Source organism: Bradyrhizobium sp. AUGA SZCCT0182 (assembly GCF_018130185.1).
Taxonomy (GTDB): Bacteria; Pseudomonadota; Alphaproteobacteria; order Rhizobiales; family Xanthobacteraceae; genus Bradyrhizobium.
Map to the genome: position 1 here is coordinate 89,383 of NZ_JAFCLY010000022.1, position 22,956 is coordinate 112,338.

Sequence of the window (22,956 nt, forward strand, 5' to 3'; positions counted from 1 at the left end):
GGCCCACTTGAGCAGCCAGGTGATGGGTTTCGCTTCGCTCTACCCATCCTACAATCCCACATTGACGAATCCTACAACACCTGATGCACGTCGATGACGACGCGGTCGGTGTGGCGGGCGGCGGAGCCGATGAAGAGGTTTTCCATCAGCCAGCGGTATTTTTCGTGGCCGGTCTCGAATTTCGGCACGGTGCGGAAGTAGATCAGCTTGGGATCGACCGGCTCGCCGCGCTTCAGCTTCTGCAGCAGATCGACCGGGCCGAAACGCAGGCCCTTGTTCTCGACATAGACGGTCGCGCCGTCGTCGGTCTCGAAGGCGTATTTGGCTTCCAGTTCGATCAGTTCATTGGGCCGGATGATCTGGAAGTCCGCGCCGAACGCGCAGATTTTTCCGTTGACGCCCTCGCCGCGTACCTCCCCGCCCAGGATCGGGATGATCCGCCGCACGCCGTGGCCGGTCTCGCCGGCCGATGTCACCTCGCCGATGCGGACGGTGAGTGTGAAGACATACTTTGTCTCAAGCTGAGGCTTCATGAAGTTACCCCATCATGCGTTGTGGCAGCCAGAGCGCCAGGATCGGAAATGCAATCAGGATCACGAGGCGGATCAGGTCGGTCACGACGAACGGGATCACGCCGCGGAAGATGGTGGTGAACGACACGTCCTTGACCACGCTCTTGATGACGAAGACGTTCATGCCGACCGGCGGATGGATCAGGCCGAGTTCCACCGTCATCACGATGATGACGCCGAACCAGATCGGGTCAAAACCGAGATGCATGATGACCGGGAAGATGATCGGCACCGTCAGGATGATCATGGCCATCGCGTCCATCAGGCAGCCCAGCACCAGGTACATCACCATGATCAGCGCGAGGATGCCGTAGGGGCCGAGCCCGAGGCCGGTGAGCAGTTCGGTGACCTTTTGCGGGGTCTGCGTCACCGTGAGGAAATAGCCGAAAATCAGCGCGCCGATCAGCACGGTGAAGACCGCCGCCGCGGTGCGGGTTGCCTGCAGCAGCGAGTTCAGGATTTTTTCCTTGTTCAGCCGCCCGGTGAGCACGCCGATCAGAAACGCGCCGGTGGCGCCGACACCGCCGGCTTCGGTCGGGGTAAAGCGCGGCAGGAACGGCAGGCCGTACAGTCCGCCGATCACGAAGACGAACAACAAGACCGGCGCCCAGATGTCTTTCAGGCCGGCAAAGCGCTCGCGCCAGGTGGTTTGCGGTCCCTTCGGCAGGAAATCCGGCCGGAACCAGCCGATCAGCGAGATCGTGATCATGTACATGGCCATCGCGAGCAGGCCGGGAATGATGCCGGCCATGAACAGCTTGCCGATGTCCTGCTCGGTGATGATGCCGTAGACCGCCAGTACCGTCGACGGCGGCAGCATCGCGCCCAACGTGCCGCCGGCCGCGATCACGCCGGTGGCGAAGGATTGCGGATAGCCGAAGCGGCGCATTTCCGGATAGGCGACGGCGGAGAATGTCGCGGCCGTCGCCACCGACGAGCCGCAGATTGCGGCAAAGCCGCCGCAGGCCGCGACCGTGGCGATGCCGAGGCCGCCGCGCAGATGGCCGACAAAGCCGTTGGCGGCGCGAAACAGCTCGCGGCTCATTCCGGAATTGCTGACGAAGGCGCCCATCAAGAGGAACATCGGAATGACGCCGAAGGTGTAGTCGGTCACCGTGCGCATCGAGGTCTGGCCGACCATCTTGAGCGCCGGGGTAAAGCCGACGAGATATCCAAAGCCGGTGACGCCGACGAGGCCCATCGCCATGCCCACCGGCACGCGCAGCAGCATCAGCGCGAACAGCGCGACAAATCCGAGAATGGCGACGGCGTCGGTGCTCATGATGCCCTACTCTACCGTGGTTTCTTTGGCATCATGGATGTCTTCCGGATGGAAGATCAGGCGGTAGGTGCGGATCGCGATCAGCAGCACCGCCGAGGCGTCGCCGGCCCACGCGATCGCGAAGAACGGCCAGGTCGGCATCCGCATGTCGAAGGTCAGGACGTTGTCGTTGTAGGTGCCCTGCACCTTGTCGAACAGCGTCCAGGTCTGCACCGCCACCACGAACAGCAGCACCAGCGTCGCGAACACGTCGATCATCCGCTGGTATTTCGGACCGACATTGGCCCAGACCAGATCGACCGTGATGTGCCCGCCGCGATAGCTGGTCGCCGCGATGCCCCAGAAGATCAGGATGCCGAGCATCATGCGGCCGATGTCGAAGGAATCCGGGATCGAATAGTTGAAGATGTTACGCAGCAGCACGGCCAGGAAAATGTTGGCAGCGACGATGCCGACAAATGCCGCCGCTATCCATTCGATCGTATCGATGAAACGATCCATCGAAGCTCGATTCATGTGGGGAGGTCCTAAGACTTAAGCGAGTTGATGAAAATTCGGTGGCGCCTAGAACTCAGTTCACCTCTCCCGCTTGCGGGGGAGGTACAGGCCGCCTTCGGCGGTTAACAGGAACGCCGAAGCGAAGCTTCGGCTATGGCGAAGCGCCGGGTGGGGGCTCTCTCCACACGAAGATTCTCACTGCGGCGGCACCCCCACCCCGCCCTCCCCCGCAAGCGGGAGAGGGAGACCACGAGTCTTTTACTGCGCCAGGGCGTTGTGCTTGGTCAGTTCGGCGCGAAGCTCGGTCATCGCCGCATCCGGGTCGCCGCCGGCTTTCTTGACATTGTCCGCCCAGGTCTTGACCAGCGGCTCGGACGCCTTCTTCCACAGCGCGGTCTGCTCCGGCGACAGTTTGTAGACCTCGTGGTCGGGCAGCGCCTTGATCTTTGCGACACCGGAGTTCTCGTAGATGCCCCAGGGTTCGCCGACGCGGCCGGCGGCCTCGGTGTTGCAGTTGTTGTCGATCGCCTTCTTCTGGCGATCGGACATCTGGTTGTACTTGTCCTTGTTCATCACGAAGGCAAAGGTCGTGACGTAGATCGGCGCCTCGATGTGATACTTCGTCACCTTGTCGATGCCGAACAGCAGCACCGATCCCCACGGGAAGGTGACGGCGTCGGCGACGCCGCGCTCGATAATGTCGCGGACCTCAGGCGCCGACGACTGCACGTTGGTGCCGCCGAGCAGGGTGACGTAATTCGCCATGGTGGCGTGGGCGGGGCGGATCTTCATGCCCTTGATGTCGTCGGGCACCACGATCTTCTTGGTGCGCGAATGGAACGTGGAGGGCGAGTGAATGAAGCCGAGGCAGAACTTGACGTCCTTCATCTCCTTCTCGGCATATTTGCGGTACCAGGCGTCGAGCGCCATCGAGCCGCCCTTGGCGTCCGACATCAGGAACGGCAATTCGCCGGCGCCGATGATCGGGAAGCGGCCGGGCTGATAACCCGGATTGATGTAGGTGACGTCGGCGATGCCGTCGCGCGCCATGTCGTAATGGTCGAACGCCTTGCCGAGCTGCTGGGCCGGGAACACCTTGTATTTGATGGTGCCGCCGGATTCCTTTTCGACCGCGGAGCCCCAGTCTTCCAGCGCCTTCTGCAGCGGGTGCGACGCCGGCACCCAATGCGACAATTTCAATTCGAAGTTTTTTTCCTGCGCCATCGCAGGCGTCACACTGGCGGCGAGCAGCAGCGCCAAAAACGCTTTTCTCATCGGCATTCTCTCCCTTTGCGCATGAAGGCGGGCTTGGCGCCCGGTCTCGTTATTTAACATGTTATATAGTTGGCGCGGCTTTTCAAGCCGGACGTTTGCCGCGGCGCTTCCGTTCGTCCGTCGGCAGGACGGCCTTGCGGTGCAGCGCAACAAACGACAATGTTTCGCGCCCACGCCCGTTGCGAAAATTGTTATATGATATAATTATCATTTCAACACCTCGCGCAAGCGTCGGCGTGCCAATCTGTATCAGACCATGGGAGCAAGCAATTGCGGACTAAAGTCGCAATCATAGGTGCCGGGCCGGCTGGATTGTTGCTTGGGCAACTACTTCACCGCTACGGCATCGATAACGTCATTCTCGAGCGCCAGACCCCGGAATATGTGCTCGGCCGCATTCGTGCCGGCGTGCTGGAAGCCGGCACCGTGGCGCTGCTCGACGAGGTCGGCGCCGGGACACGCGTCCATCGCGAGGGCCTGGTGCACCATGGCGTGGAACTGGCCTTCGGCGGCGTGCGGCACCGCATCGACTTGCATGCCGCCACCGGCAAGGCGGTGACGATCTACGGCCAGACCGAGGTGACGCTCGACCTGATGAACGCACGCAAGGCGGCCGGCCTCACCACGGTCTATCAGGCCAGCGAGGTCAAGCCGCATGATTTCGATACCGACCGTCCGCGCGTCACCTACACCAAGGACGGGGTTGCCCACGAAATCGACTGCGACTTCATCGCCGGCTGCGACGGATTTCACGGCGTCAGCCGCGCCAGCGTCAAACCCTCGGCGATCCAGACCTTTGAGCGGATCTACCCGTTCGGCTGGCTCGGGATTCTTTCCGAAACGCCGCCGGTCAGCCACGAATTGATCTATTCCAACCATGCGCGGGGCTTTACACTGTGCTCCATGCGCTCGACCCAGCGCAGCCGCTATTACGTGCAATGCCCGCTCGACGACCATATCGACCAGTGGCCGGACGAGCGGTTCTGGGACGAGTTGAAGCGCAGGCTCGACCAGAAGGCGGTCGATGAACTCGTCACCGGGCCGTCGATCGAAAAGAGCATCGCGCCGTTGCGCAGCTTCGTCGCCGAGCCGATGCGGTTCGGAAAAATGTTCCTGGCCGGCGACGCCTCGCACATCGTGCCGCCGACCGGCGCCAAGGGATTGAATCTGGCGGCCAGCGACGTGCATTACCTCTCGAGCGCGCTGCGCGAATATTACGACGAGAAATCCAGTGCCGGGATCGACAATTATTCGGCGAAGGCGCTGACGCGAGTCTGGAAGGCGGTGCGGTTCTCGTGGTGGATGACGTCGATGCTGCACAAATTCCCGGATCAGGGCGAGTTCGGCGCGCGGATTCAGCTCGCGGAGCTGGAATATCTGGTCAGCTCAAAAGCCGCGTCGGCGTCGCTGTCGGAGAATTATGTGGGGTTGCCGTTGTAGACATTCGCGTGGTGGCTATCCCTCATGGTGAGGAGCGCGTCTTCGCGCGTCTCCGGACGATGCTCCGCATCGCCGAGCGAACCATGAGGCCCGCGGCCCATCCTTCGAGACGCCGCTTCGCGGCTCCTCCAGCGACAACGGCGAAGCCGTTGCGCGGGGATGAGGCTGAGTTTGTTGCTGGCTCGGGTGACTCTGCCTGCGCTTACGACACAATCACGGCTCTGCCGCAGGCGTTTCAAACGGGTGCCGAAATCCCGTTTAAAACTTTGTAGGCGGTGACTTCGCAGGCGCGTTGCGTTCAATGACGAGAGACATCGTCAGCACGTGAGCCACACATGACCGCGACCGAAATCCCCGATGGTTTTGAGCTTCACACCCGCAAGAGCCCGCTCACCGAGCCGTGGGAGCCGCTTTATGCCAAGCGGACCGACAAGGCCGTGGTCATCGGGCTGCGACTTGCAAAACCGCACACCAACGGCCGCGGCCTGATTCATGGCGGGCTGATCGCGGCCCTCTCCGACAACGCGATGGGCTATAGCTGCGCGCAGGCGACGAACTGGACGACGTCATTCGTGACGATCGGGCTCGCGGTTGACTTCGTCGGCACCGCTGAGATCGGGCAATGGCTTGCGATCGAGACCGAGGTGATCAAGACCGGCCGCACGATTTGCTTTGCGCAGAGCCTGATCAAAGCCGACGACGTCGTGATCGCGCGAGCCAATGCGACGTTCCGCGTGGTGCCGAAGAAAGTTGATGCGTAGGGGCTTACCTCGTGTCCCGGGCGCGGTGCGGCGTTCTTTACGCCGCTCAGCAGAACCGGGACCCACGCGCAGAGATGGGCCCCGGCTCTGCAGCGCACCGCAAGCGCGCTGCGCTGCGTCCGGGGCACGAGATTTCTGTCTAGCCAAAATGCCAATCCGCAGTCTCAGTCACGAGATCAATGAATGTCCGCACCTTGGCCGACAGCAGCCGCGAGGTCGGATAGACGATGTGGATCGGCAGCGCCGGCTGCTCGAATTCCGCCAGCACGATTCGGAGCCTTCCCGCTTTCAGTGAATCGGCGGCCTGATAGGCCAGCACCCGGGTCAGGCCCCCGCCCGCTTCCGCGTACTGGATCGCGGCGTCGGCGCTGTTGGAGGTAAACCGCGGCGTGCTTGAGACGCGGATCTCACGGCCTTCGGCGGCAAAGCGCCAGTCCGGTGCGGCGGTCATGGCGCCGAAATGGATGGTATCGTGCGTAGCGATCGCCTCCGGCGTTTTGGGCTCCCCGCGCCGCTTGAGATAATCCTTCGAGGCCACCACGATCCGCCGCATCTCGCCGACATGGCGCGCGACCAGCGTCGAGTCCGGCAAATGGCCGATCCGCACCGCCAGATCGACGCCCTCTTCCACCAGATTGATCATGCGGTCCGACAGCCGCAGTTCGGCCGAGACGTCGGGATAGCGTTTCAGATAGGCCGTCATCACAGGGCTGACGTGAAGCCGGCCAAAGCCGTTCGGGGCGGATACCGCCAGCCGGCCGCCCGGCCTGGTGCGCTCGCCCTCGGCGGCGCTTTCGGCTTCCTCGACATCACTGAGGATCTGGCGGGCGCGCTCGAGGTAGCGGGCGCCGGTATCCGTGAGCGTCAGGGATCGGGTGGTCCGCTGCAGCAGCCGGGCGCCGAGACGGTCCTCCAGCGCCGCGATCAGCCGCGTCACGCCTGATGGCGACAGCCCTAGCTTGCGCGCGGCAGGGGCAAAGCCCTGCAAATCGGCGACGGTGACAAAGGCCTGCATGGCTTCGATACGGTCCATGCCCATTATTTCATATATTGCAATAGTGTCGTGTCAATCTGGATGATTGTTTTAAATTCGGGAGATAGCATCTTATTGACCAGCAGAGGCGCACCGGCGCCATCGAACTTGGCAGGAGCAACTCCAATGTCAGACGTTCACACCTATTCCAGCGACGTTGCCTTCACCCCGGCGGTGAAGGCGGTGCAGTCGCGCAAGGGATCGCGCGACGCCTATGCCCGCGTCGAACAGAACGGCGGCTGGCGCACCGAGATCGATGAAAACCTCGCGGGCTTCCTGGGCGAAACCAACAGTTTCTATTTCGCCACCGCCTCGGGCGCCGGCCACCCCTACATCCAGCATCGCGGCGGCCCGAAGGGCTTTGTCAAAATCATCGACAAGAACACGATCGCGTTCGCCGATTACAGCGGCAACCGGCAATACATCACGCAAGGCAATCTCTCGGAGAACCCGCAAGCGCATATCTTCGTGATGGACTATGCGCACCGGAGGCGCGTCAAGATCTGGGGCGAGGCGCGCGTGGTCGATGACGACCCGGCGCTGACGCAGGCGTTGATGCCGAAGGGCTATAAGGCGCGGCCCGAACAAGTCATCCTGTTCCGGATCTCGGCATGGGACACCAATTGTCCGCAGCACATCCCGCAAAAATTCGACGCGGGCGACGTTGCGACGGCCTTGGCCTCTCGCGACGCCCGCATCGCCGAGCTCGAGGCGGAACTGGCCGCGTTGAAGGGCCAGCCTGCATCGAGGACCTGAGCGGTGCACTCATAAATCGATCATGTCCGCTTGGCCGCCAGGCGCGGTAGTATCAGGCTGAAGCGGCCCGGACCTGGAAACCGGAAGGCTTCGGCACCCGCTGGACGACCAGGCGAACATTCAAGGGGAGACGCCATTGCCTGGAACAGTCGCTTCCCGAGCCGCGGCATTGCTGATGCTCTGGAGCGGCGTAGGTGCGCTGATGGCTGACGCATGGGCGACACCGCTGGAGCGCGTAGAGTTTGAAAGCGCCTCTCAGCGGCTCGTTTCAGGCACGCTCATTCCGGGCGAGCGCATCCAGGGCGATCTGGCCAAGCCCGATGGCGCAGGGCCTTTTCCCGCGGTCGTCGGACTGCACGGCTGTGCCGGGATGCACGACACGACAAAGCAAAAATTGACCGATGAACTTGTCGCTCGAGGCTATGTCGTCCTGCTCGTCGACAGCTATGCAACGCGTCTTGGTACCGATCACGCCTGCACATCAAGCGCGTTTGCCACCTTCGTCAGGCGCAGGCCGGATGCTTACGGGGCGCTCGTCTTCCTGGCTGGGCAAACCTTCGTCGATCCGCGCCGTGTGGCTGCGGTCGGCTTCTTGGCAGGCGCTCGGGTTGCCCTCTCTGTGGCGGAGCCCAATTCGTTCGAACTGTTCGGCCCTCCAAGCACTCTGCAGTCCGGGCGGCGGCGGCGTTCTATCCTCCGTGTCAACAGGCCATGGCGCGTCCGGGGATACCCACGCTCATTTTCACTGGGGCCCTCGACGATTGGACGCCGGCGGCAGACTGCTCCGGTAAGATCGCCAGCTGGGGCAACGACGGACCGCCAGTCGAGCTCGTTGTCTATCCCGGCGCGTACCATGGATTCTATTACCCGCACCTGAAGCCCGGCACGACCCTGTTTGGTCACTGGCTGGAATACGACGGCGAGGCAGCGGGCAATGCAAGTCAGCGCCTGCACCGGTTTCTCGATCGCCATCTCAACTGAGGGCATGCCGATAGCGGCAACGGAGGCTCGTCCAGCTAGCATCCATGCGCGTATGGTTGCGCTAACGGGCCCACGTCAGAGCAAGTTCGGCTGGACCCACAATGAAAAACTCGCCCGTTTCGTCTACGGGCGAGTTCTTACGCGTCAGCCGATCAATAGACCGAGCAAACGTTGATCACACCGTACGAGGTCACCCGCCAGCAGCCGTAGCCATGGGCGTGATGATGATGACCGTGATGGTGGTGGCCGTGGTGGTGATGGCCATGATGATGGTGGCCATGATGGTGATGGCCGTGGTGATGGCCGTGATGGCCATGGCCGCCATGGCCGTGGCCACCGTGCCCGCCGTGGCCACCATGCCCGTGCCCACCAGCGAACGCCGCGCTATTGATAGACAGCGAGGCAGTGCTCAGAGCGAGAACTGCAATCGCCGAAACAATGAGCTTCTTGATCTTCGTCATAGTCATTCTCCCGATTGGTGCAGCGCGAGTACCGCCTGCTGTGATCGGGAACGTAGCCAAGCTCAAAGTCGCGCGATGTGACGGAGATCACTCAGGCCGCTGGAGCGTGCCGGTCCTACCCGGCACGCCGGAGATGCGGAGAATTGGCTTCGCGTCATTCGCGGCGGTTTGATCGAACGCCGGCGACTTCCGGTCTACCCCCGCCAAACATCGCGCGGCTGCGTGCGCGCCACGACACCTCTGACGGTTTGCAACCTGATTTGTAACCAGGGTGCCGAAGCCTCCACGCGCCGCTTTCCGGTCCTTGATCCAGATCAAGTTGATCGCCTTCAATCTGCCTTGAAATCCGGCTGCACTCTTTTTGTAATTGAGTTCATCCGATGCAGATCTGGATCCGAACACCGATTGCGATCGTGGTGGCGCTCGCGTCTTTGGGCGCGATCACCGAGCGGGTGCGCGAGCCTGATGTCACCGACACTGAAATTCGCATAGGGAACGTTATGCCCTATAGCGGGAATTTGGAGGCGTTCGGAGCGATCGGAAAGGCCGAAGCCGCGTATTTTGAGATGATCAACGAGCGTGGCGGGATCAACGGCCGCAAGGTGCGCTTCATCTCCCGTGACGACAAATCCAATCCGTCGACCGCCCTGGAACTTACACGCGACCTGATCGAGACAGAGAATGTCCTGCTGATGTTCGGTTCTTTCGGAACTCCGGGGAATTTTGCCGTCCGCACATATCTGAACGAGCGGCAAATTCCTCAACTCTTTGTCGCCTCCGGAGACGATCATTTGAGCGATCCAACCCTGTTCCCCTGGACAATGGGCTGGCAACCCTCGATTCGAGAAGAGGGGCGCATCTACGCCAACTACATCCAGGCGTTCTACCCCGGAAAAAGGATCGTCGCGCTTTGGCAGAACGATCATTTTGGTCGTGAACTGTTCAGGGGGCTGCAAGACGGGCTCGGAGACATCGCCCGGATGATCAAGGTCGACATCGCCTACGATGTCGCAGACGAGCATCTGGGCACTCACGTATCGGTCCTGAAGCGATCAGGCGCCGAGATTTTTGTATTTGCGGGCGCGCCTGCCGACCTGACGAAAGTGATCCGAAGCGCGGCGGAACTGAACTGGCACCCGGTGTTCCTGCTGAACCACATGTCGTCGTCGATTGCGACGGTGCTAAAGCCTGCCGGCCCGGAAAAGGCCCTGGGAGTCATCACCGCTACCTTCCTGAAGGATGCCAATGATCCGGTCTGGAAGGACGAACAAGCCGTCAAGGACTGGCAGACTTTCATTCAAAAATACAACCGGGCCGGAGGCAACGACGACAGCGCCGCCATGTTCGGCTACGCGGCCGCCGAGACACTCGCCCAGGTGCTCAGACAATGCGGCGATGACCTGTCTCGCGACAACGTCATGAAGCAGGCAGCGGCCCTCGAAGACTACCAGGGCTCGATCTTGCTACCCGGAATCAAAATCAACACTGGACGTTGGGATTTCCGGCCGATCAAACACCTGCGACTGGTTCAATTCGACGGCCGTAGCTGGCAACCGATCGGCGACGTGCTCGAAACGGCTTTCTCCCGGGCCCAAAAATAGCTGCGTGCTGGCGAAACAACAGACCAATCTGCGTCGGAGAAGCGGACGACGCGCAAACCTGCCCGTCGCCGATCTCAGAGTTCATCCTTACGCAGCCTCCTGCTGCAGCGGCGCCCAGCCGAATTCGGGATAATATCGCAGCATCATCCGGTCGACATAGGCGGTCAGGTTGCCGAACTTCTCGGTCTGCTGCCGCAGCGGCGATTCGAAGTACGGCGTCAGGATGCCGGCAATCGCACCGAAGGCGGTGGCATCGGAGCCGCAAGGCGTGTCGCCAAACAGATAGGGCTTGTCGCCGAGCTGAACCGACAGCGCAAACAGCGAGCGGACCGCAAGGTCGACATCCTCTTCCGGAGCGTGGCGGCCGAGACCGCTCAGCAAGTAGTTCTCCGCCACCCGGAACTGCGCGTCCTCGCGCAGCTTCTCACGCAGGTGATCCGGCGCGCCGTCGAAGAAGTGCGCCGGTCCCTTGGCGAAATTCTCGGTATCGACCCAGCGGGCGCCGACCAGCGCCCAATAGACATGGTGCTCAATCATCCGCTCGAACGCCCAGGCTTGCGCCCGCGCCTGCAGCGACAGCGGCGCGTCGAAATCGAAGCCGTACTTGCCCTCGATATGGGCGCGGATGAAGGTGGAATCGGCGATGCTCTCGGCCTCGTCGACGATGTATGGCAGCTGCCCCTTGGGCGAGGCCGGCGGCATCGCCTTCTCCTTGCGATACGCAAGTCCAGCCATCTTCAGCTGGACCTCGGTCTTGGTCACAAAGGGGCTGATTTCCGGCAAGCCAAAGCCGGTGCCGAAGCCATAAAGCGTGATCATCCGAAAAACTCCTGATTTCCTTAAGAACGTGGGGGAAGCCTAATGGCGCCCTGCTGCCACCGTGGTGTCAGCAGCAGCAATGCCGGCCGCGACCTTCTTCTTCCCGCGGCGCACGGCGCCCACGGGCCCACGACAGCAACCGCCCTTGCGCAAAGCCGCACATTGCTGTGAATGAACGCCATGCCAGCTCGACCATCGCCCAGCGCAGATCTGACGTGACGCAGTGGATGGAAACCAGCTGTTCCAGGGCGAAGGCCTGGGTATTCGTAAGACGCCTGCGGCTTCCCAGGGGACCAAATTCGCTGAAAATCGTCATGGACAAATTCCCTTCAGTTGAGGTGTTGTCCCGATATACCGACCCCCTGCTGCCAACATGCTGTCAGCATCAGCCAGGCGGGCTTACGAAAAGAGCCAAGAAAAGAGACTCGCCATGAGACGCGCCGACCGGCTGTTCCAGATCATTCAGGTGCTCCGGCGCACGCGAAAGCCGCTGACGGCGGACGCGATCGCGGCCGAACTCGAGACCTCGAAACGCACCATCTATCGCGACATCGCCACCTTGATCGAACAGCGCGTGCCGATCCGCGGCGAGGCCGGCATGGGCTACATCCTGGAGAAGGGATTCGACCTGCCTCCGTTGATGCTGACGCCCGACGAGATCGAAGCCGCCGTGCTCGGCGCGCAATGGGTCGTAGGCCATGCCGATCCCGTGCTGGCACGCGCCGCGCAGGACCTGATGGCGAAGATCGCCGACACGGTCCCGGAACGATTGCGGCCTTTCGTTCTCGAACCTGCAAGCCGCGCGCGGTCGGTCTGGAACCGGGAACCGGATCGTATCGACATGGTGCGGACACGCGCCCAGATTCACGAGGGCAAGAAGATCACTCTGGACTATCGCGACGAACATGGCCGCGAGAGCAAACGCACGATCTGGCCGATTGCGATCGGCTATCACGAGGCGGTGCGGATCATGGCGGCGTGGTGCGAGCTGCGGAAGGATTTTCGGAGCTTTCGCACCGACCGGGTCGTCGACGCGGTGTACCACGACGAAAAATATCCGGAGCGGCGCGATTTGCTGCGGGCGAAATGGCGGCGCAGCCTGGTCTGGGAAGCCCCGAAGGATACGTAGAGCAACCTCCACACGAACCGTACGAATCGCGGCAGCACCCCCACCCCAGCCCTCCCCCGCAAGTGCGGGAGAGGGAGTGCAGTTCCATCGCGGGCGCAGTTCGATCTTCTCGTCATGCTCCGGCCGCGACTGGTCGGGCGCATCATTCCGCGCTAAACGGCAGCGATGGATGAAGCCGGATCAACGATTGCCAGCGAAAGCCCCTGCCAGGCCTGCGGCGCCTGCTGCAGCTATTCGCAGAACTGGCCGCGCTTCACGACCGAGGACGATGCCGACCTCGACCTGATCCCGGAAAAGTTCGTCAACGACCGGCTGTCGGGAATGCGCTGCGACGGCGACCGCTGTTCGGCGTTGTCGGGCAAGGTCGGCGAGGCGACGGCGTGCACCATCTATGCGGTGCGGCCCGAGGTATGCCGGACCTGCATGCCCGGCGATCCCGAATGCGCGATGGCGCGGAAGAGGCATGGGCTGGCGGCGCTGGTGTAGCTCACTGCTGTCGTCCCGGCGCAGTCAGATGCGCAATTGCGCATCTGACTTCGCCGGGACGACGGATGGAAAGAGCTTACGCCGGCACCGCTTCGGCGAGGTCTTCGTCGTCGATTTCGTCTTCAACCGGAGCGAAGGTGGAGAGCGGCTTGGTCGAAAGCGTGATCGGCTTGCGGTTGCCGTAGGACGACGAGGGCGCGGAGCGCGCGGCCGGCTCGCGGGACAGCGCGTAGAGGGTCGAGCCGACGCGCCCGCCCAGCGAGATCAGCTCGCGCTCGGTGCAGCTGGCGGCAATGGCGAGGGCCAGCGAGTGCAGGTGGCTGCGGCGGTAGCAGAACAGCGCCAGCATCGCGCGCGTCTCGGAGGAGACACTCTCCACCAGAAGCGGCAGGCCGTTGGCGTTGGCGCGGTACATCTCGCCGAGCAACTCGTCCCGGACCGGGCAGAAATCGTTCTCGAAGGCGTCGCGGCTTGAAAACATTGCGGTTCTCCCTATGCGGAAGATGCAGTGCAATACTCTAACGAAAGGTTAACCACCCGTACCAGTAGTGTTCCGGTGCTCTTGCCAGTTTCGACCAAATCGGACCGGCGCAGCCGGTGATTCGCCTGGCGCGAATTGCGCCTAAACCCCCGCCGCCACGGGCTGGCCGACGGTCACGTGCAGACCAGGGCAGGCTATGCGTGAGGGAGGCTGGTGCCTATCCGGAATACTCCGGTCCGTAGGCCGGATCAGTTCGCCGCCATGAAGATCGCCAGGCCGAAGCCGGTGAGATGGTGCAGCGCCTGATCGACGCCGATCAGCGTCCAGAACCAGGGATGCTCATTCTCCAGCGTCACCCCGAAGGACGATGCGCAGATCCCCTTGGCGCGATCGATCGTGATGTGGATGGCGAAGTCGATAAAGGCGACGAACCAGAACCGCGGCGCGACCACCATGATCAGCAGCAACGATGTCACGAGATGCACCGAGCAGTGCGCCAGCAACGGCATCGCCCAGCCGGTCTTTTGGTCCTTGCCGATCGCCATCCAGGAAGTCTGAAAAATGAAGTCGGCAATGATGTGCTTCACCGTGAGAAGCAACATCCATCCCACCAGCGCAGCAACCGGGACCGACGACGACATGGAAGGAAACAACAAAGCTGACGCCCTTTGCTGGGACTAACGAGGTGGCAATAAAACCGGGGGTCTAGGCTGTCAGCGAATTTTCTTCTCGAACCCGGACGTGAACGTTGCCGTTATTTATGGCACCTCCCGGACCGGAATGCACCTGTGGGTGGTTGGAAAAAAAATGGTGTGGCCCAACGGCGATACTGCGGCATCGGCGCGCGGCTTTTGCGGGTAAGGTTACCGGCGGGGGGGCGATTTGCAATCCGGCGGGGGCAGGATATCATTGCCGCACAGGGAAATTGTCGTTCGTTTCTAGGCATTTACGAATTCATTTGGATGGCCTGCGACGCAGATTTGGCGGCGGGATGTCCTCCGACCGGGTATAGCCATGAGTGCTGGAGCCCCCACGCCAAAACCCGGTATGCCACGGCGCCTCCGTATGCCGGTCGTCAAAAGCAACCGCTCCCAGATCGTGCTGTTCTCGATCCTGACCCTGATTCTTACCGCCGCAACGATGTGGGGCGGCCGGGCTTTGGTGCGAAATTCGGAGACGCTGGTCTTTGCCGTCGGCGAAGCCAATGGGCCCGAGGCGCGTTTTGCGGCCCGGCTTGCCGCCGTCCTGAAGAACAATTCGTCGCGGCTGCGCCTCAAGATCGTGCCCAACGCCGACAACGCCAAGGCGGTCGCCCAGTTCGACCGCAAGGAAGCCAACCTGGCGATTTTGCGCACCGACGCGAAAATCCCGTCCCGGGCGCGCGCGGTTGCGATCCTTGAACACGACCTGCTGCTGCTGATCAGTCCCGCCGGCAAAAAGATCAAGACCGTCACCGAGCTGAAGAAAAAGAAGATCGCCGTCGTCGCCGACCGCGAGAGCAGCGTCACGCTGATCCGGAATATGCTCGAACTTTCCGAGCAGCCGGAAGCAGCGGCGCGAATCCAGTTGGCCCCGCCGGGGTCGACCTTCGACAAGCTGTTCGCGTCGGGCTTCGGCGCCGTGGTCGCGGTCGTCCATGCCTCGAAGGTCGTGAAGGACAGGAGTTACGAGCAACATGCCAGGCGCGGCGGCTTCACGCTGAACGCGATCGACGCCGCGAAGGCGATCACCCGGAAATATCCTGCCCTTTCGGAGGAAACGGTCACGACCGGCATGCTGTCGGCGGCGCCGACGTTGCCCGAGGAAGATATCGAGACCATCGGGCTGCAATGGCTGCTGGTCGCGCAGTCAAATCTGTCGACGACAACCGTCAGCGACCTCGCGCGCATCATCTACGAGAACAAGGCCGAACTCGCGCTCGACGGCGGCTTCGCCTCCAAGATCGAACCGGCCGCGACCGACAAGGATGCCTTCATTGTCGCGCATCCGGGGGCTACCGAATACATCAACGACGAGATCAAGTCGTTCGTGGAGCGCTACAGTGACCTGATGTATGTTGCCCTCGCGGCGCTCGGCATCATCGGCTCGCTGTTCGCCACCATCTACACCAAGGTCACACGCATCGCGCCCGAAAAGGCCAGCCAGCTGGCCACCGCCATTCTCGATATCGGCGAGCGGATGGCGGATGCCAAATCCCTCGACGCGCTCGACAAACTGCAGGACGAGCTTGAAGCCATTATTCGGCGCGTGGTGATAGGGCTGCGCGACGGCACCATCTCCAGCGACGGGCTGGATACGTTCAAGCTCGGCTATGAATTCGTGCGCGACGAAATCGGCATGCGCCGCGATCATCTGAAACGGCACCCGCCGCCCCAGGACGACAAGGTGGTAGCCGTGAAGACCGCGCAAAGCGCGTAATCACGCTACCGGGCCAAGATCAGATCGCATGGCATCCACGATGAAGCTGCGTTCCCTCTCCCGCTTGCGGAGAAGTGAAGCAAATCACCCCGCAGCGGCGCTCGAGCCGCTGGCCGGCACCTGCGCCCTGATTTCCTCGATCTTGCGCTTGAGCGCGGCCTGCCGCGGATCGGGCAGCGCCGCTGCGCGCGCTTCCGCTACCGCTCCGGCGAGATCTGATAGCGCCAGCACACCGTCGAAGGTCGGCTTGGCCAGGCCGTCGATGATCGCGTTCCAGTCCGCCATGCCCTGACGGTAGACGTCGCCATAGCTCTCGATCATGGTCGCGGTCCGCACGATTTCAGAAGCCGCGGCCGGCTGTTTGTCCAGGCTGCGGCTGATCATGTGCAGCCAGCGTTCGACCCACAGCCGCTCCTTGGCGTAACGCACCGAATAGCGCCGCCACCGCTTCAACCCGGCTTCAATCTTGAGGCGGCGAACGCCGAGACGGCTTGCCGCGCTGAATCGAATGGAAATCCGCTTGTGCGCCCACCCCACCCAGTTAAGCGCATCGATCAGATATTCCGCGATAATGGCGGGGAGCGCGCTCACCAGTTCGTCGACCCGGAATTTCCTGATATCGACGACCGGATTGTAGTTCCCGCCGGACCCCTCGTTGAATTCGGCAAGCTTGAGCTGCGCTATCCGGATCGGATCCTCGTAGCTCATGCGCACCGCCATCAGCCGCGCGATCTCGACCAGCATCGCATCATCGACCCCATTGCGGCCGACGAACCGCCGCAGCCGGTCGACGTAAAGCTGCGCATAACTCGTGCTCTGATAGTCGATCAGCAGATGGATGGCATCGCTCGCGACATCGGTCACCGCTTCTGGCAAGCTCTCGGGAAGGAATGGCGGGGTGTCGTCCTCCTCACCGATGAAATCGGCGAACAGATAACGCAACGACGACATGAAACCGCGGTCTGACACTCCCTTAGCTCCGGCCTCTACGCAGGTTTCGGCCCGGCGGCAGATGCCGCCGTTTGCTGGGCCAGCTGGTGCTGCAGCGTCTCGAGGTTCTGAAACAACCGGGCGCTGGCGAGGCGAAGGAAGTAAAAGCCGAACGCCGGGTTTTGAACGTAGAGTTCCTCGACCTTGCTGTAGCTGACGCTCAGCACGAGGCCGGCCTCGATGCATTCCAGCGACTGGGTGCGCATGTTCGACGGCGACAGCATGCCAAGCTCGCCGACGATGGCGCCGACCGGCAAGACGATACCGGACTCGACCAGTTTGAACTTGCCGCTGACGATGTAGAGCATGTCTTCGGCCTTCTCGTCCTTGTAGAACAGCATTTCCCCGGCCACGCAATCGCGCTCGGTCATGAACGGCTTCAGCCACTCCATCGACAGGTCGCTGTTGACCGATTTTTTCACGTCGCGCACGAGCTGCAGCATCTGGTGCAGCCGATAGGAATTGACCAGCAGCATCGCCACCTGAACTACCATGACCAGATAATTACGGGATGGGATGGCGGTCAGGAACAGGACGATATTGGCGAGAATGCCGAACACCCGCAAAGGGATCATGGTCCGCATCGTGGCGGTGGCAACCACGAAGATCGACGCGAAGAGCGTGCCGGCCGTGCCGGCGTGTTGTGCCAGATGAGACGGATCCATTGGAAGCCAACCAATTTTAACGGAGTGAATTTTTTCGCGATTGTGTCGCAGTGCCACTATCGTAATGGCCGCAGGCTATTTTTCATATACGGGGAAAAAACGACGATTTGTCGGGATTCGAGAAAATTCATCCCCCCGCCGGGCTTGCCGCGCAGCCTCGCCGGCGGGCAATTCGACGCGGTATCGCGGTTTGCCGGCCGTCGTTGACGGCCTTCCCTGCGGCGGGCACTTTGCGCAACAATCTGCGTTCCGCCGATGTCACCACCACGCGGCTGTCGAAGCTCTTGGTGCTTGACCTCGTCGATTTTCGCCTGCTGATGGCACGGCATCCTGACCTCGCCCAGACCATCGACGCCGAGGCCAAACGGCGCGCGCAAGAAAACAAAGAGAACAAGTAAATAACAAGAATGGAGAACGATATGCCCAGTTCAGCCGCGGCGGCGAGCTCGCCGGTACTCGACATCAGCGGCGCGCGCGCCACCATCCGCCTCAACCGGCCGAAACATTTGAACCGGCTGCAGAGCGAGGATCTCGGCGAACTCGTGAAACTGTTCGACCGGATCGAGGCCGATCCTGACATCCGGGTGCTGGTGCTGACCGGCACCGGCCGCGCCTTCTCGGCCGGCTACGATCTCAATTCGGTCGCCGACCGCGCCACCAGCGCCAGGGAAGAGCAGAGCGCGGGCTCGGCGTTCGAGGTGGTGGTCAACCGCCTGGAAGATCTTGGGGTGCCGACGATCTGCCGGCTCAATGGCGGCGTCTATGGCGGCTCGACCGATCTGGCGCTGGCCTGCGATTTCCGCATCGGCGTCGATACGGCTGAAATGTTCATGCCGGCGGCGCGGCTCGGCCTGCATTATTACAAGAGCGGCATCGAGCGTTACGTGACGCGGCTTGGCGTCGACAACGCCAAGAAGTTGTTTCTGACGGCGCAGAAGATCTCGGCGCCCGAGATGCTGCGGATCGGCTATCTCACCGCGATGGTGCCGATTGCGATGCTCGACGAGGAAGTAGGCAAGCTTGCGAACATCCTCGCCGGTAACGCGCCTGTCGCGATGCGCGGCATGAAACGCGCCATTAACGAATTCGCCCGTGGCAAGCTCGACGAGGCCGCCGCGAACCAGCGCCACCGCGAGAGCATGCGCGGCGACGAGATCAAGGAAGGCATCAAGGCCTTCGCGGAAAAGAGGGCGCCAAGATTCTGATTCTGCCTTCTCCCCTTGTGGGAGAAGGTGGCATAGGCGGCCTTCGGCCGCCGTTCTTAGAACGCCGATGCTTTGCATCGGCTATGGCGCCGGATGAGGGGTCTCTATCCGCGGAGGCAACCCCTCATCCGCCTTCGCTGCGCGAAGGCACCTTCTCCCACAAGGGGAGAAGGGAAGAAAAGGTGTCGTCCCCCCCGCCCCCACGAAACATTCCTGAAACACGATTCTCCGGAACCGGCGTGAACGAATATTCAAGTCGCGCCGACAGAGGTGCAGGGACGAAACAACGGCCCCCGCGCCTTTCAAATTGGAGAATACAATGCTTCGCAAGGTTACCCTCGGACTGATCGCCGCCACCGCCCTCACCCTCGCCGCTGCTGCGCCCGCCGCCGCCGGCCCTTTCCATCATCACCACCACCACGGCTATTGGGGCCATGGTATCGGCATCGGCTTCGGTGGCGTCTACCTCAACACCGGCTATGGCTACAACGACTGCCTCCGGCAGCAGTGGGTCGAAACCCGTCGCGGTCTGCGCCTGCGCACCGTCAATGTCTGCGCCTACTGATCTCGTCTGAATTTAGATAGCGAAAAGCCCCGGCCGCCATTGGCGATCGGGGCTTTTCCTGTGCACTCTGTTTCCGCGCAAACGCTCACGCGTTTGCCGCGATAGCGCTATTCGTCGAAGAAGGTCACGGTATCGGCCACGCTTGCGCGCGAGGTCCGGTAGCTGTTGACCTTGTGCGCATTGTCGGCAAAGCCGAACGAAATGCCGCAGACCACGCGGCGGTCGTCGGCGAGGTTGAAGTGCCGGCGGATCAGCCCGGAATGCCGCGCCAGGGCGGCCTGCGGAATGGTGCCGAGACCGAGCGCCTGCGCCGCCAGCATGAAATTGCCGACATAGGCGCCGCAATCGACCGCGCCGTAAGCGCCGAGCGGCTCGTCGGTGTGAATGACAGCCACATGCGGCGCGCCGAAGAAGTTGTAATTCTCCAGCGCCTGTTTGGCATAAGCCATCTTGTCGCCTCTGGCGATGCCGAGCGTGTTGTAGAGCTGGAATCCGCTCTCGCGCCGGCGCTCGAGATAGACGCCGAGATATTCGCGCGGCGGCGTGAAATCATGGTCGTCCTTGCCGCCCGAGGAAGCCTCGGCATAGATCGCCTTGCGAAACCGCTCCTTGGCCTCGCCGCTCGCAATCAAGACCTGCCATGGCTGGCTGTTGCACCATGACGCGGTGCGCTGCGACACGGTGAGAATATGCTCGATGGTCTCGCGCGGCACCTCGCGCGGCAGGAAGGCGCGCACCGAGTAGCGTTCGCCGAGCAATTCCTCGAGCACACCGATGCGGTCTTCGGCCGCGTAGCGCGCCTTCGGCGCTTTTGCATCCATGGTCATCGCCCTTTGGTCGGGATCTTGTTGAACGGCACGTCCTTGTCGACACGGATATCGCCGGGCAGGCCGAGCACGCGCTCGGCGATGATGTTGCGCAGGATTTCGTCGGTACCGCCGGCAATACGCATCGACGGCGAAGAGAGCAGCATCTGCTGGAACTGGCCGCTTGCGGCTTCTTCATCCGCCCCGGCCAACGCACCGGCTGCACCCTCCAGGTCCATCGCGTAGGTCGCGATGTCCTGCAGCATCGTGCCCGACACCAGCTTGCCGATGGAATTCTCCGGTCCCGGTCGCTCGCCCTTCGACAGCGACGAGATCGCGCGGTAGCTGGTGTATTTCAGTCCGCTGGCCTTCACCGCCCAACTCGCAAGTTTGGAACGGACAGCTGGATCGTCGATCGCGAGCCCGTCATCGGTCATCAGGTTCGAGCAGAACTCGAACATTTCAGGAAAACCGGTCGCCAGCCGCGAGCCGATCGACATGCGCTCGTTCATCAGCGTGGTGAGCGAGACGTTCCAGCCGTCGCCGACCGCGCCGAGGCGTTGATGATCCGGGATCACCACGTCGGTGAAATAGACCTCGTTGAACTCCTGCATGCCGTTGGCCTGCTTGATGGGGCGCACCTCGACGCCCTTGCTCTTCATGTCGAGGAAGAACATCGTCAGGCCCTTGTGCTTGGGCACGTTGGGATCGGTGCGGGTGATCAGCAGGCCGTAATCCGAATAATGCGCGCCCGAGGTCCAGATCTTCTGGCCGTTGATGATCCAGTCGTCGCCCTGCTTCTCGGCACGGGTACGCAGGCCCGCGACGTCGGAACCACCGGCCGGCTCCGAAAACAGCTGGCACCAGATATGTTCGCCGGACGCAAGCTTCGGCAGATAATGCCGCTTGTGCTCCTCGCTGCCGAACGCCATCACGGTCGGGCCGCACATGCCCTCGCCGATCTGAAACGGCTGCGTCAGCTTGCCGTAGACACCTTCTTCCTGCTGCCAGATCACCTTCTCGATCGGCGTGGCGCCGCGGCCGCCATATTCCTTCGGCCAGTGCAGACAGGCCCAGCCGCCTTCGGCCTTCTTCTTCTGCCAGGCCTTGCCGACATCGACGATCTCTTCCTTCTCCAGCCGGATGCGGCCGAGCGAGGATTTCGAAAGCTCCGCCTCGTATTTTTTCGGCGCGTTGGCTTCCATCCATTTGCGGGCGAGGCTACGGAATTCGGCTTCCTGCGGGGTATCGTCGAAGTTCATGGCGGACCTCTTTTTCTGCGTAGGGTGGGTTAGCCGAAGGCGTAACCCACCAATTCTCTGGCGTCGGTGCTTGGTGTTGGTGGGTTACGCTTCGCTAACCCACCCTACGGTTCTTGTTACGCGCGTCCCTTGGTCGGAATCTTGTTGAACGGCACGTCCTTGTCGACCCTGATGTCACCGGGCAGGCCAAGCACGCGTTCGGCAATGATGTTGCGCATGATCTCGTCGGTGCCGCCTTCGACGCGGGTGCCCGGCGCACGCAGCAGCATGGCCTGGAATTTTCCGGCCACCTCCGCATCCTCGGGCCCGCTCAGCGCGCCGGCAGCGCCTTGCAGATCGAGCGCGTACATCGCGACTTCCTGCACCATCGAGCCGGCCACCAGCTTGCCGATCGAATTTTCGGGTCCCGGGCGATCGCCCTTCGACAGCGCCGAGATCGCGCGCATGCTGGTGTATTTGAGCCCACTCGCCTTGACCGCATAGTTCGCCAGCCTGGAACGCACGTTGCGGTCCTCGATCGCAGGACCATCGTCCAGCATCAGGCTGTTGCAGAAATCGAACAGCTCCGGAAAGCCGGTGGAAACGCCGGCGCCGATCGACATGCGCTCGTTCATCAGCGTCGTCAGCGAGACGTTCCAGCCGTCATTGACGGCGCCAAGCCGTTGCGAATCCGGGATCTTCACATCGGTGAAGTAGACCTCATTGAAATCGGATTGGCCGCTGGCCTGCTTGATCGGTCGCACCTCGACGCCTGGGCTCTTCATGTCCAGGAAGAACATGGTGAGGCCCTTGTGTTTTGCCACATTGGGATCGGTGCGCGTCAGCAGGATGCCGTAATCCGAATAATGCGCGCCCGAGGTCCAGATCTTCTGGCCGTTGATGATCCAGTCGTCGCCCTTTTTCTCGGCGCGCGTGCGAAGCCCGGCGACATCGGAGCCGCCGGCGGGCTCGGAGAACAACTGGCACCAGACCTTTTCGCCCGAGGCCAGCGGCGGCAGGTACTTTCGCTTCTCCTCCTCGCCCGCGAACGCCATCATGGTCGGCCCGCACATGCCGTGGCCGATGATGAACATGCCTGAGAGTTTTCCGAACGGGCCTTCCTCCTGTTGCCAGATCACGCGCTCGATCGGCGACGAGCCACGGCCGCCATACTCCTTTGGCCAATGCAGGCAGGCCCAGCCGGCATCGGCTTTCTTCTTCTGCCAGGCCTTTGCGACCTCGAGGATGTTGGCGCCCTTGAGCACGGTGCGGCCGAGCGAGGATTTGCGCAGCTCTTCCTCGTACTGCTTCGGCGCATTGGCCCCGATCCAGGCCTTCGCCTCGGCGCGGAACGCGGCCTCCTGCGGGGTATCATCGAAGTTCATCGAATCATCCTTCAAATCCATCGTCGTCCCGGCGAAGGCCGGGACCCATAGCCACCGATGCCCGATGTGGCACTGGCGTCTGGCGGCATCTTCTCATCGATAGTTC

General features: G+C 62.2%; 25 protein-coding genes and 2 pseudogenes. 13 read left to right on the top strand and 14 right to left on the bottom strand.

The genetic code is table 11. The annotated features are described in order from the left end of the window. Positions 1-71: 71 nt before the first annotated feature. The 4 genes from JQ611_RS22965 to JQ611_RS22980 all read right to left on the bottom strand — a co-directional run bounded on the left by JQ611_RS22965 (position 72) and on the right by JQ611_RS22980 (position 3,627). On the bottom strand, positions 72-533 hold the full coding sequence (locus tag JQ611_RS22965) for a DUF3237 domain-containing protein (RefSeq protein WP_212466675.1): 462 nt from the start codon (positions 531-533) through the stop codon (positions 72-74). Positions 534-537: 4 nt separating this feature from the next. Further along, positions 538-1,854 (bottom strand): TRAP transporter large permease, encoded by a 1,317-nt coding sequence (locus JQ611_RS22970; RefSeq protein WP_211999387.1) that lies wholly within the window; start codon positions 1,852-1,854, stop codon positions 538-540. Between the two features lie 6 nt (positions 1,855-1,860). After that, entirely contained in the window at positions 1,861-2,370 is a 510-nt protein-coding gene (locus tag JQ611_RS22975; protein WP_192737094.1) for a TRAP transporter small permease, read from the bottom strand. 240 nt (positions 2,371-2,610) lie between these two features. Continuing rightward, positions 2,611-3,627, bottom strand: a complete 1,017-nt coding sequence (locus JQ611_RS22980) for a TRAP transporter substrate-binding protein (RefSeq protein ID WP_212269756.1) — start codon at positions 3,625-3,627, stop codon at positions 2,611-2,613. A 270-nt stretch (positions 3,628-3,897) separates the two neighbouring features. Here JQ611_RS22980 and pobA point away from each other — a divergent pair, with 270 nt between their 5' ends. Then, positions 3,898-5,067: a 4-hydroxybenzoate 3-monooxygenase gene (pobA, locus tag JQ611_RS22985; protein ID WP_212269755.1), complete on the top strand. Its 1,170-nt coding sequence runs from the start codon at positions 3,898-3,900 to the stop codon at positions 5,065-5,067. A gap of 335 nt (positions 5,068-5,402) precedes the next feature. Continuing rightward, entirely contained in the window at positions 5,403-5,828 is a 426-nt protein-coding gene (locus tag JQ611_RS22990) for a PaaI family thioesterase (RefSeq protein ID WP_212466676.1), read from the top strand. Positions 5,829-5,967: 139 nt separating this feature from the next. Here the strand turns inward: JQ611_RS22990 and JQ611_RS22995 are convergent, their stop codons facing one another. After that, complete coding sequence (locus JQ611_RS22995) at positions 5,968-6,861, bottom strand: LysR family transcriptional regulator (protein ID WP_212415687.1); 894 nt, start codon at positions 6,859-6,861, stop codon at positions 5,968-5,970. Positions 6,862-6,987: 126 nt separating this feature from the next. Between JQ611_RS22995 and JQ611_RS23000 the strand changes: the two genes are divergently transcribed. The 5 genes and pseudogenes from JQ611_RS23000 to JQ611_RS23015 all read left to right on the top strand — a co-directional run bounded on the left by JQ611_RS23000 (position 6,988) and on the right by JQ611_RS23015 (position 10,660). Beyond that, entirely contained in the window at positions 6,988-7,617 is a 630-nt protein-coding gene (locus JQ611_RS23000; protein ID WP_212390122.1) for a pyridoxamine 5'-phosphate oxidase family protein, read from the top strand. 202 nt (positions 7,618-7,819) lie between these two features. Beyond that, positions 7,820-8,197, top strand: a pseudogene (locus JQ611_RS43050) (dienelactone hydrolase family protein); the annotation flags it as partial. After that, the gene (locus tag JQ611_RS43055; RefSeq protein WP_409411293.1) at positions 8,098-8,598 is read left to right on the top strand and encodes a dienelactone hydrolase family protein; all 501 of its coding nucleotides are present in this window, start codon (positions 8,098-8,100) and stop codon (positions 8,596-8,598) included. The pseudogene JQ611_RS43050 and the gene JQ611_RS43055, both read left to right, overlap by 100 nt. A gap of 212 nt (positions 8,599-8,810) precedes the next feature. Further along, positions 8,811-9,140 carry a hypothetical protein gene (locus JQ611_RS23010; protein WP_212466678.1) on the top strand — a complete coding sequence of 110 codons (330 nt, stop codon included), beginning with the start codon at positions 8,811-8,813 and terminating at the stop codon, positions 9,138-9,140. Between the two features lie 299 nt (positions 9,141-9,439). Continuing rightward, positions 9,440-10,660 carry an ABC transporter substrate-binding protein gene (locus tag JQ611_RS23015; RefSeq protein ID WP_212466679.1) on the top strand — a complete coding sequence of 407 codons (1,221 nt, stop codon included), beginning with the start codon at positions 9,440-9,442 and terminating at the stop codon, positions 10,658-10,660. An 87-nt stretch (positions 10,661-10,747) separates the two neighbouring features. Here the strand turns inward: JQ611_RS23015 and JQ611_RS23020 are convergent, their stop codons facing one another. Together JQ611_RS23020 and JQ611_RS23025 are read right to left on the bottom strand one after the other, a co-directional pair. Next, entirely contained in the window at positions 10,748-11,479 is a 732-nt protein-coding gene (locus JQ611_RS23020) for a glutathione S-transferase family protein (protein WP_212466680.1), read from the bottom strand. Between the two features lie 67 nt (positions 11,480-11,546). Then, the gene (locus tag JQ611_RS23025) at positions 11,547-11,795 is read right to left on the bottom strand and encodes a hypothetical protein (protein WP_212466681.1); all 249 of its coding nucleotides are present in this window, start codon (positions 11,793-11,795) and stop codon (positions 11,547-11,549) included. Between the two features lie 114 nt (positions 11,796-11,909). Here JQ611_RS23025 and JQ611_RS23030 point away from each other — a divergent pair, with 114 nt between their 5' ends. Further along, complete coding sequence (locus JQ611_RS23030) at positions 11,910-12,608, top strand: YafY family protein (RefSeq protein WP_211999372.1); 699 nt, start codon at positions 11,910-11,912, stop codon at positions 12,606-12,608. A 165-nt stretch (positions 12,609-12,773) separates the two neighbouring features. Further along, positions 12,774-13,094, top strand: a complete 321-nt coding sequence (locus tag JQ611_RS23035; protein WP_212466682.1) for a YkgJ family cysteine cluster protein — start codon at positions 12,774-12,776, stop codon at positions 13,092-13,094. A gap of 76 nt (positions 13,095-13,170) precedes the next feature. Here the strand turns inward: JQ611_RS23035 and JQ611_RS23040 are convergent, their stop codons facing one another. Continuing rightward, the gene (locus JQ611_RS23040; protein WP_212466683.1) at positions 13,171-13,575 is read right to left on the bottom strand and encodes a hypothetical protein; all 405 of its coding nucleotides are present in this window, start codon (positions 13,573-13,575) and stop codon (positions 13,171-13,173) included. A 248-nt stretch (positions 13,576-13,823) separates the two neighbouring features. Then, the gene (locus JQ611_RS23045) at positions 13,824-14,177 is read right to left on the bottom strand and encodes a DUF3307 domain-containing protein (RefSeq protein ID WP_212269744.1); all 354 of its coding nucleotides are present in this window, start codon (positions 14,175-14,177) and stop codon (positions 13,824-13,826) included. Between the two features lie 412 nt (positions 14,178-14,589). Between JQ611_RS23045 and JQ611_RS23050 the strand changes: the two genes are divergently transcribed. Continuing rightward, positions 14,590-15,993, top strand: coding sequence for a TAXI family TRAP transporter solute-binding subunit (locus tag JQ611_RS23050; RefSeq protein WP_212269743.1), 1,404 nt, complete (start codon positions 14,590-14,592; stop codon positions 15,991-15,993). A gap of 84 nt (positions 15,994-16,077) precedes the next feature. Here the strand turns inward: JQ611_RS23050 and JQ611_RS23055 are convergent, their stop codons facing one another. Beyond that, positions 16,078-16,944 carry a DUF6537 domain-containing protein gene (locus JQ611_RS23055; protein ID WP_212466704.1) on the bottom strand — a complete coding sequence of 289 codons (867 nt, stop codon included), beginning with the start codon at positions 16,942-16,944 and terminating at the stop codon, positions 16,078-16,080. A gap of 35 nt (positions 16,945-16,979) precedes the next feature. Beyond that, a complete protein-coding gene (locus JQ611_RS23060) occupies positions 16,980-17,648 on the bottom strand; it encodes a Crp/Fnr family transcriptional regulator (RefSeq protein ID WP_212466684.1) in 669 nt (222 codons plus the stop codon). Positions 17,649-17,878: 230 nt separating this feature from the next. On the opposite strand from JQ611_RS23060, the pseudogene JQ611_RS23065 reads away from it, so the two are divergent. From JQ611_RS23065 to JQ611_RS23075, 3 genes and pseudogenes are all read left to right on the top strand, one after another. Further along, positions 17,879-18,046: pseudogene (locus JQ611_RS23065) on the top strand (cyclic nucleotide-binding protein); the annotation flags it as partial. A gap of 21 nt (positions 18,047-18,067) precedes the next feature. Then, a complete protein-coding gene (locus tag JQ611_RS23070) occupies positions 18,068-18,853 on the top strand; it encodes an enoyl-CoA hydratase/isomerase family protein (RefSeq protein ID WP_212269741.1) in 786 nt (261 codons plus the stop codon). 319 nt (positions 18,854-19,172) lie between these two features. Then, on the top strand, positions 19,173-19,418 hold the full coding sequence (locus tag JQ611_RS23075) for a hypothetical protein (RefSeq protein WP_211999365.1): 246 nt from the start codon (positions 19,173-19,175) through the stop codon (positions 19,416-19,418). Between the two features lie 107 nt (positions 19,419-19,525). On the opposite strand, the gene JQ611_RS23080 is transcribed toward JQ611_RS23075, so the two are convergent. The 3 genes from JQ611_RS23080 to JQ611_RS23090 form a co-directional block, all read right to left on the bottom strand. Continuing rightward, the gene (locus tag JQ611_RS23080) at positions 19,526-20,239 is read right to left on the bottom strand and encodes a nitroreductase (protein WP_212466685.1); all 714 of its coding nucleotides are present in this window, start codon (positions 20,237-20,239) and stop codon (positions 19,526-19,528) included. A 2-nt stretch (positions 20,240-20,241) separates the two neighbouring features. Next, complete coding sequence (locus JQ611_RS23085) at positions 20,242-21,486, bottom strand: acyl-CoA dehydrogenase (protein ID WP_212269738.1); 1,245 nt, start codon at positions 21,484-21,486, stop codon at positions 20,242-20,244. 116 nt (positions 21,487-21,602) lie between these two features. Then, positions 21,603-22,850 (bottom strand): acyl-CoA dehydrogenase, encoded by a 1,248-nt coding sequence (locus JQ611_RS23090; protein WP_212275905.1) that lies wholly within the window; start codon positions 22,848-22,850, stop codon positions 21,603-21,605. Positions 22,851-22,956 lie beyond the last annotated feature (106 nt).

What these genes read in the sequence shown, in the direction of transcription:
- JQ611_RS22965 (WP_212466675.1), bottom strand. Translation starts at nt 533, where the DNA reads ATGAAGCCTCAGCTTGAGACAAAGTATGTCTTCACACTCACCGTCCGC.
- JQ611_RS22970 (WP_211999387.1), bottom strand. Translation starts at nt 1,854, where the DNA reads ATGAGCACCGACGCCGTCGCCATTCTCGGATTTGTCGCGCTGTTCGCG.
- JQ611_RS22975 (WP_192737094.1), bottom strand. Translation starts at nt 2,370, where the DNA reads ATGAATCGAGCTTCGATGGATCGTTTCATCGATACGATCGAATGGATA.
- JQ611_RS22980 (WP_212269756.1), bottom strand. Translation starts at nt 3,627, where the DNA reads ATGAGAAAAGCGTTTTTGGCGCTGCTGCTCGCCGCCAGTGTGACGCCT.
- JQ611_RS22990 (WP_212466676.1), top strand. Translation starts at nt 5,403, where the DNA reads ATGACCGCGACCGAAATCCCCGATGGTTTTGAGCTTCACACCCGCAAG.
- JQ611_RS22995 (WP_212415687.1), bottom strand. Translation starts at nt 6,861, where the DNA reads ATGGACCGTATCGAAGCCATGCAGGCCTTTGTCACCGTCGCCGATTTG.
- JQ611_RS23000 (WP_212390122.1), top strand. Translation starts at nt 6,988, where the DNA reads ATGTCAGACGTTCACACCTATTCCAGCGACGTTGCCTTCACCCCGGCG.
- JQ611_RS23010 (WP_212466678.1), top strand. Translation starts at nt 8,811, where the DNA reads ATGGGCGTGATGATGATGACCGTGATGGTGGTGGCCGTGGTGGTGATG.
- JQ611_RS23015 (WP_212466679.1), top strand. Translation starts at nt 9,440, where the DNA reads ATGCAGATCTGGATCCGAACACCGATTGCGATCGTGGTGGCGCTCGCG.
- JQ611_RS23020 (WP_212466680.1), bottom strand. Translation starts at nt 11,479, where the DNA reads ATGATCACGCTTTATGGCTTCGGCACCGGCTTTGGCTTGCCGGAAATC.
- JQ611_RS23025 (WP_212466681.1), bottom strand. Translation starts at nt 11,795, where the DNA reads ATGACGATTTTCAGCGAATTTGGTCCCCTGGGAAGCCGCAGGCGTCTT.
- JQ611_RS23030 (WP_211999372.1), top strand. Translation starts at nt 11,910, where the DNA reads ATGAGACGCGCCGACCGGCTGTTCCAGATCATTCAGGTGCTCCGGCGC.
- JQ611_RS23035 (WP_212466682.1), top strand. Translation starts at nt 12,774, where the DNA reads ATGGATGAAGCCGGATCAACGATTGCCAGCGAAAGCCCCTGCCAGGCC.
- JQ611_RS23040 (WP_212466683.1), bottom strand. Translation starts at nt 13,575, where the DNA reads ATGTTTTCAAGCCGCGACGCCTTCGAGAACGATTTCTGCCCGGTCCGG.
- JQ611_RS23045 (WP_212269744.1), bottom strand. Translation starts at nt 14,177, where the DNA reads ATGTTGCTTCTCACGGTGAAGCACATCATTGCCGACTTCATTTTTCAG.
- JQ611_RS23050 (WP_212269743.1), top strand. Translation starts at nt 14,590, where the DNA reads ATGAGTGCTGGAGCCCCCACGCCAAAACCCGGTATGCCACGGCGCCTC.
- JQ611_RS23055 (WP_212466704.1), bottom strand. Translation starts at nt 16,944, where the DNA reads ATGTCGTCGTTGCGTTATCTGTTCGCCGATTTCATCGGTGAGGAGGAC.
- JQ611_RS23060 (WP_212466684.1), bottom strand. Translation starts at nt 17,648, where the DNA reads ATGGATCCGTCTCATCTGGCACAACACGCCGGCACGGCCGGCACGCTC.
- JQ611_RS23070 (WP_212269741.1), top strand. Translation starts at nt 18,068, where the DNA reads ATGCCCAGTTCAGCCGCGGCGGCGAGCTCGCCGGTACTCGACATCAGC.
- JQ611_RS23075 (WP_211999365.1), top strand. Translation starts at nt 19,173, where the DNA reads ATGCTTCGCAAGGTTACCCTCGGACTGATCGCCGCCACCGCCCTCACC.
- JQ611_RS23080 (WP_212466685.1), bottom strand. Translation starts at nt 20,239, where the DNA reads ATGGATGCAAAAGCGCCGAAGGCGCGCTACGCGGCCGAAGACCGCATC.
- JQ611_RS23085 (WP_212269738.1), bottom strand. Translation starts at nt 21,486, where the DNA reads ATGAACTTCGACGATACCCCGCAGGAAGCCGAATTCCGTAGCCTCGCC.
- JQ611_RS23090 (WP_212275905.1), bottom strand. Translation starts at nt 22,850, where the DNA reads ATGAACTTCGATGATACCCCGCAGGAGGCCGCGTTCCGCGCCGAGGCG.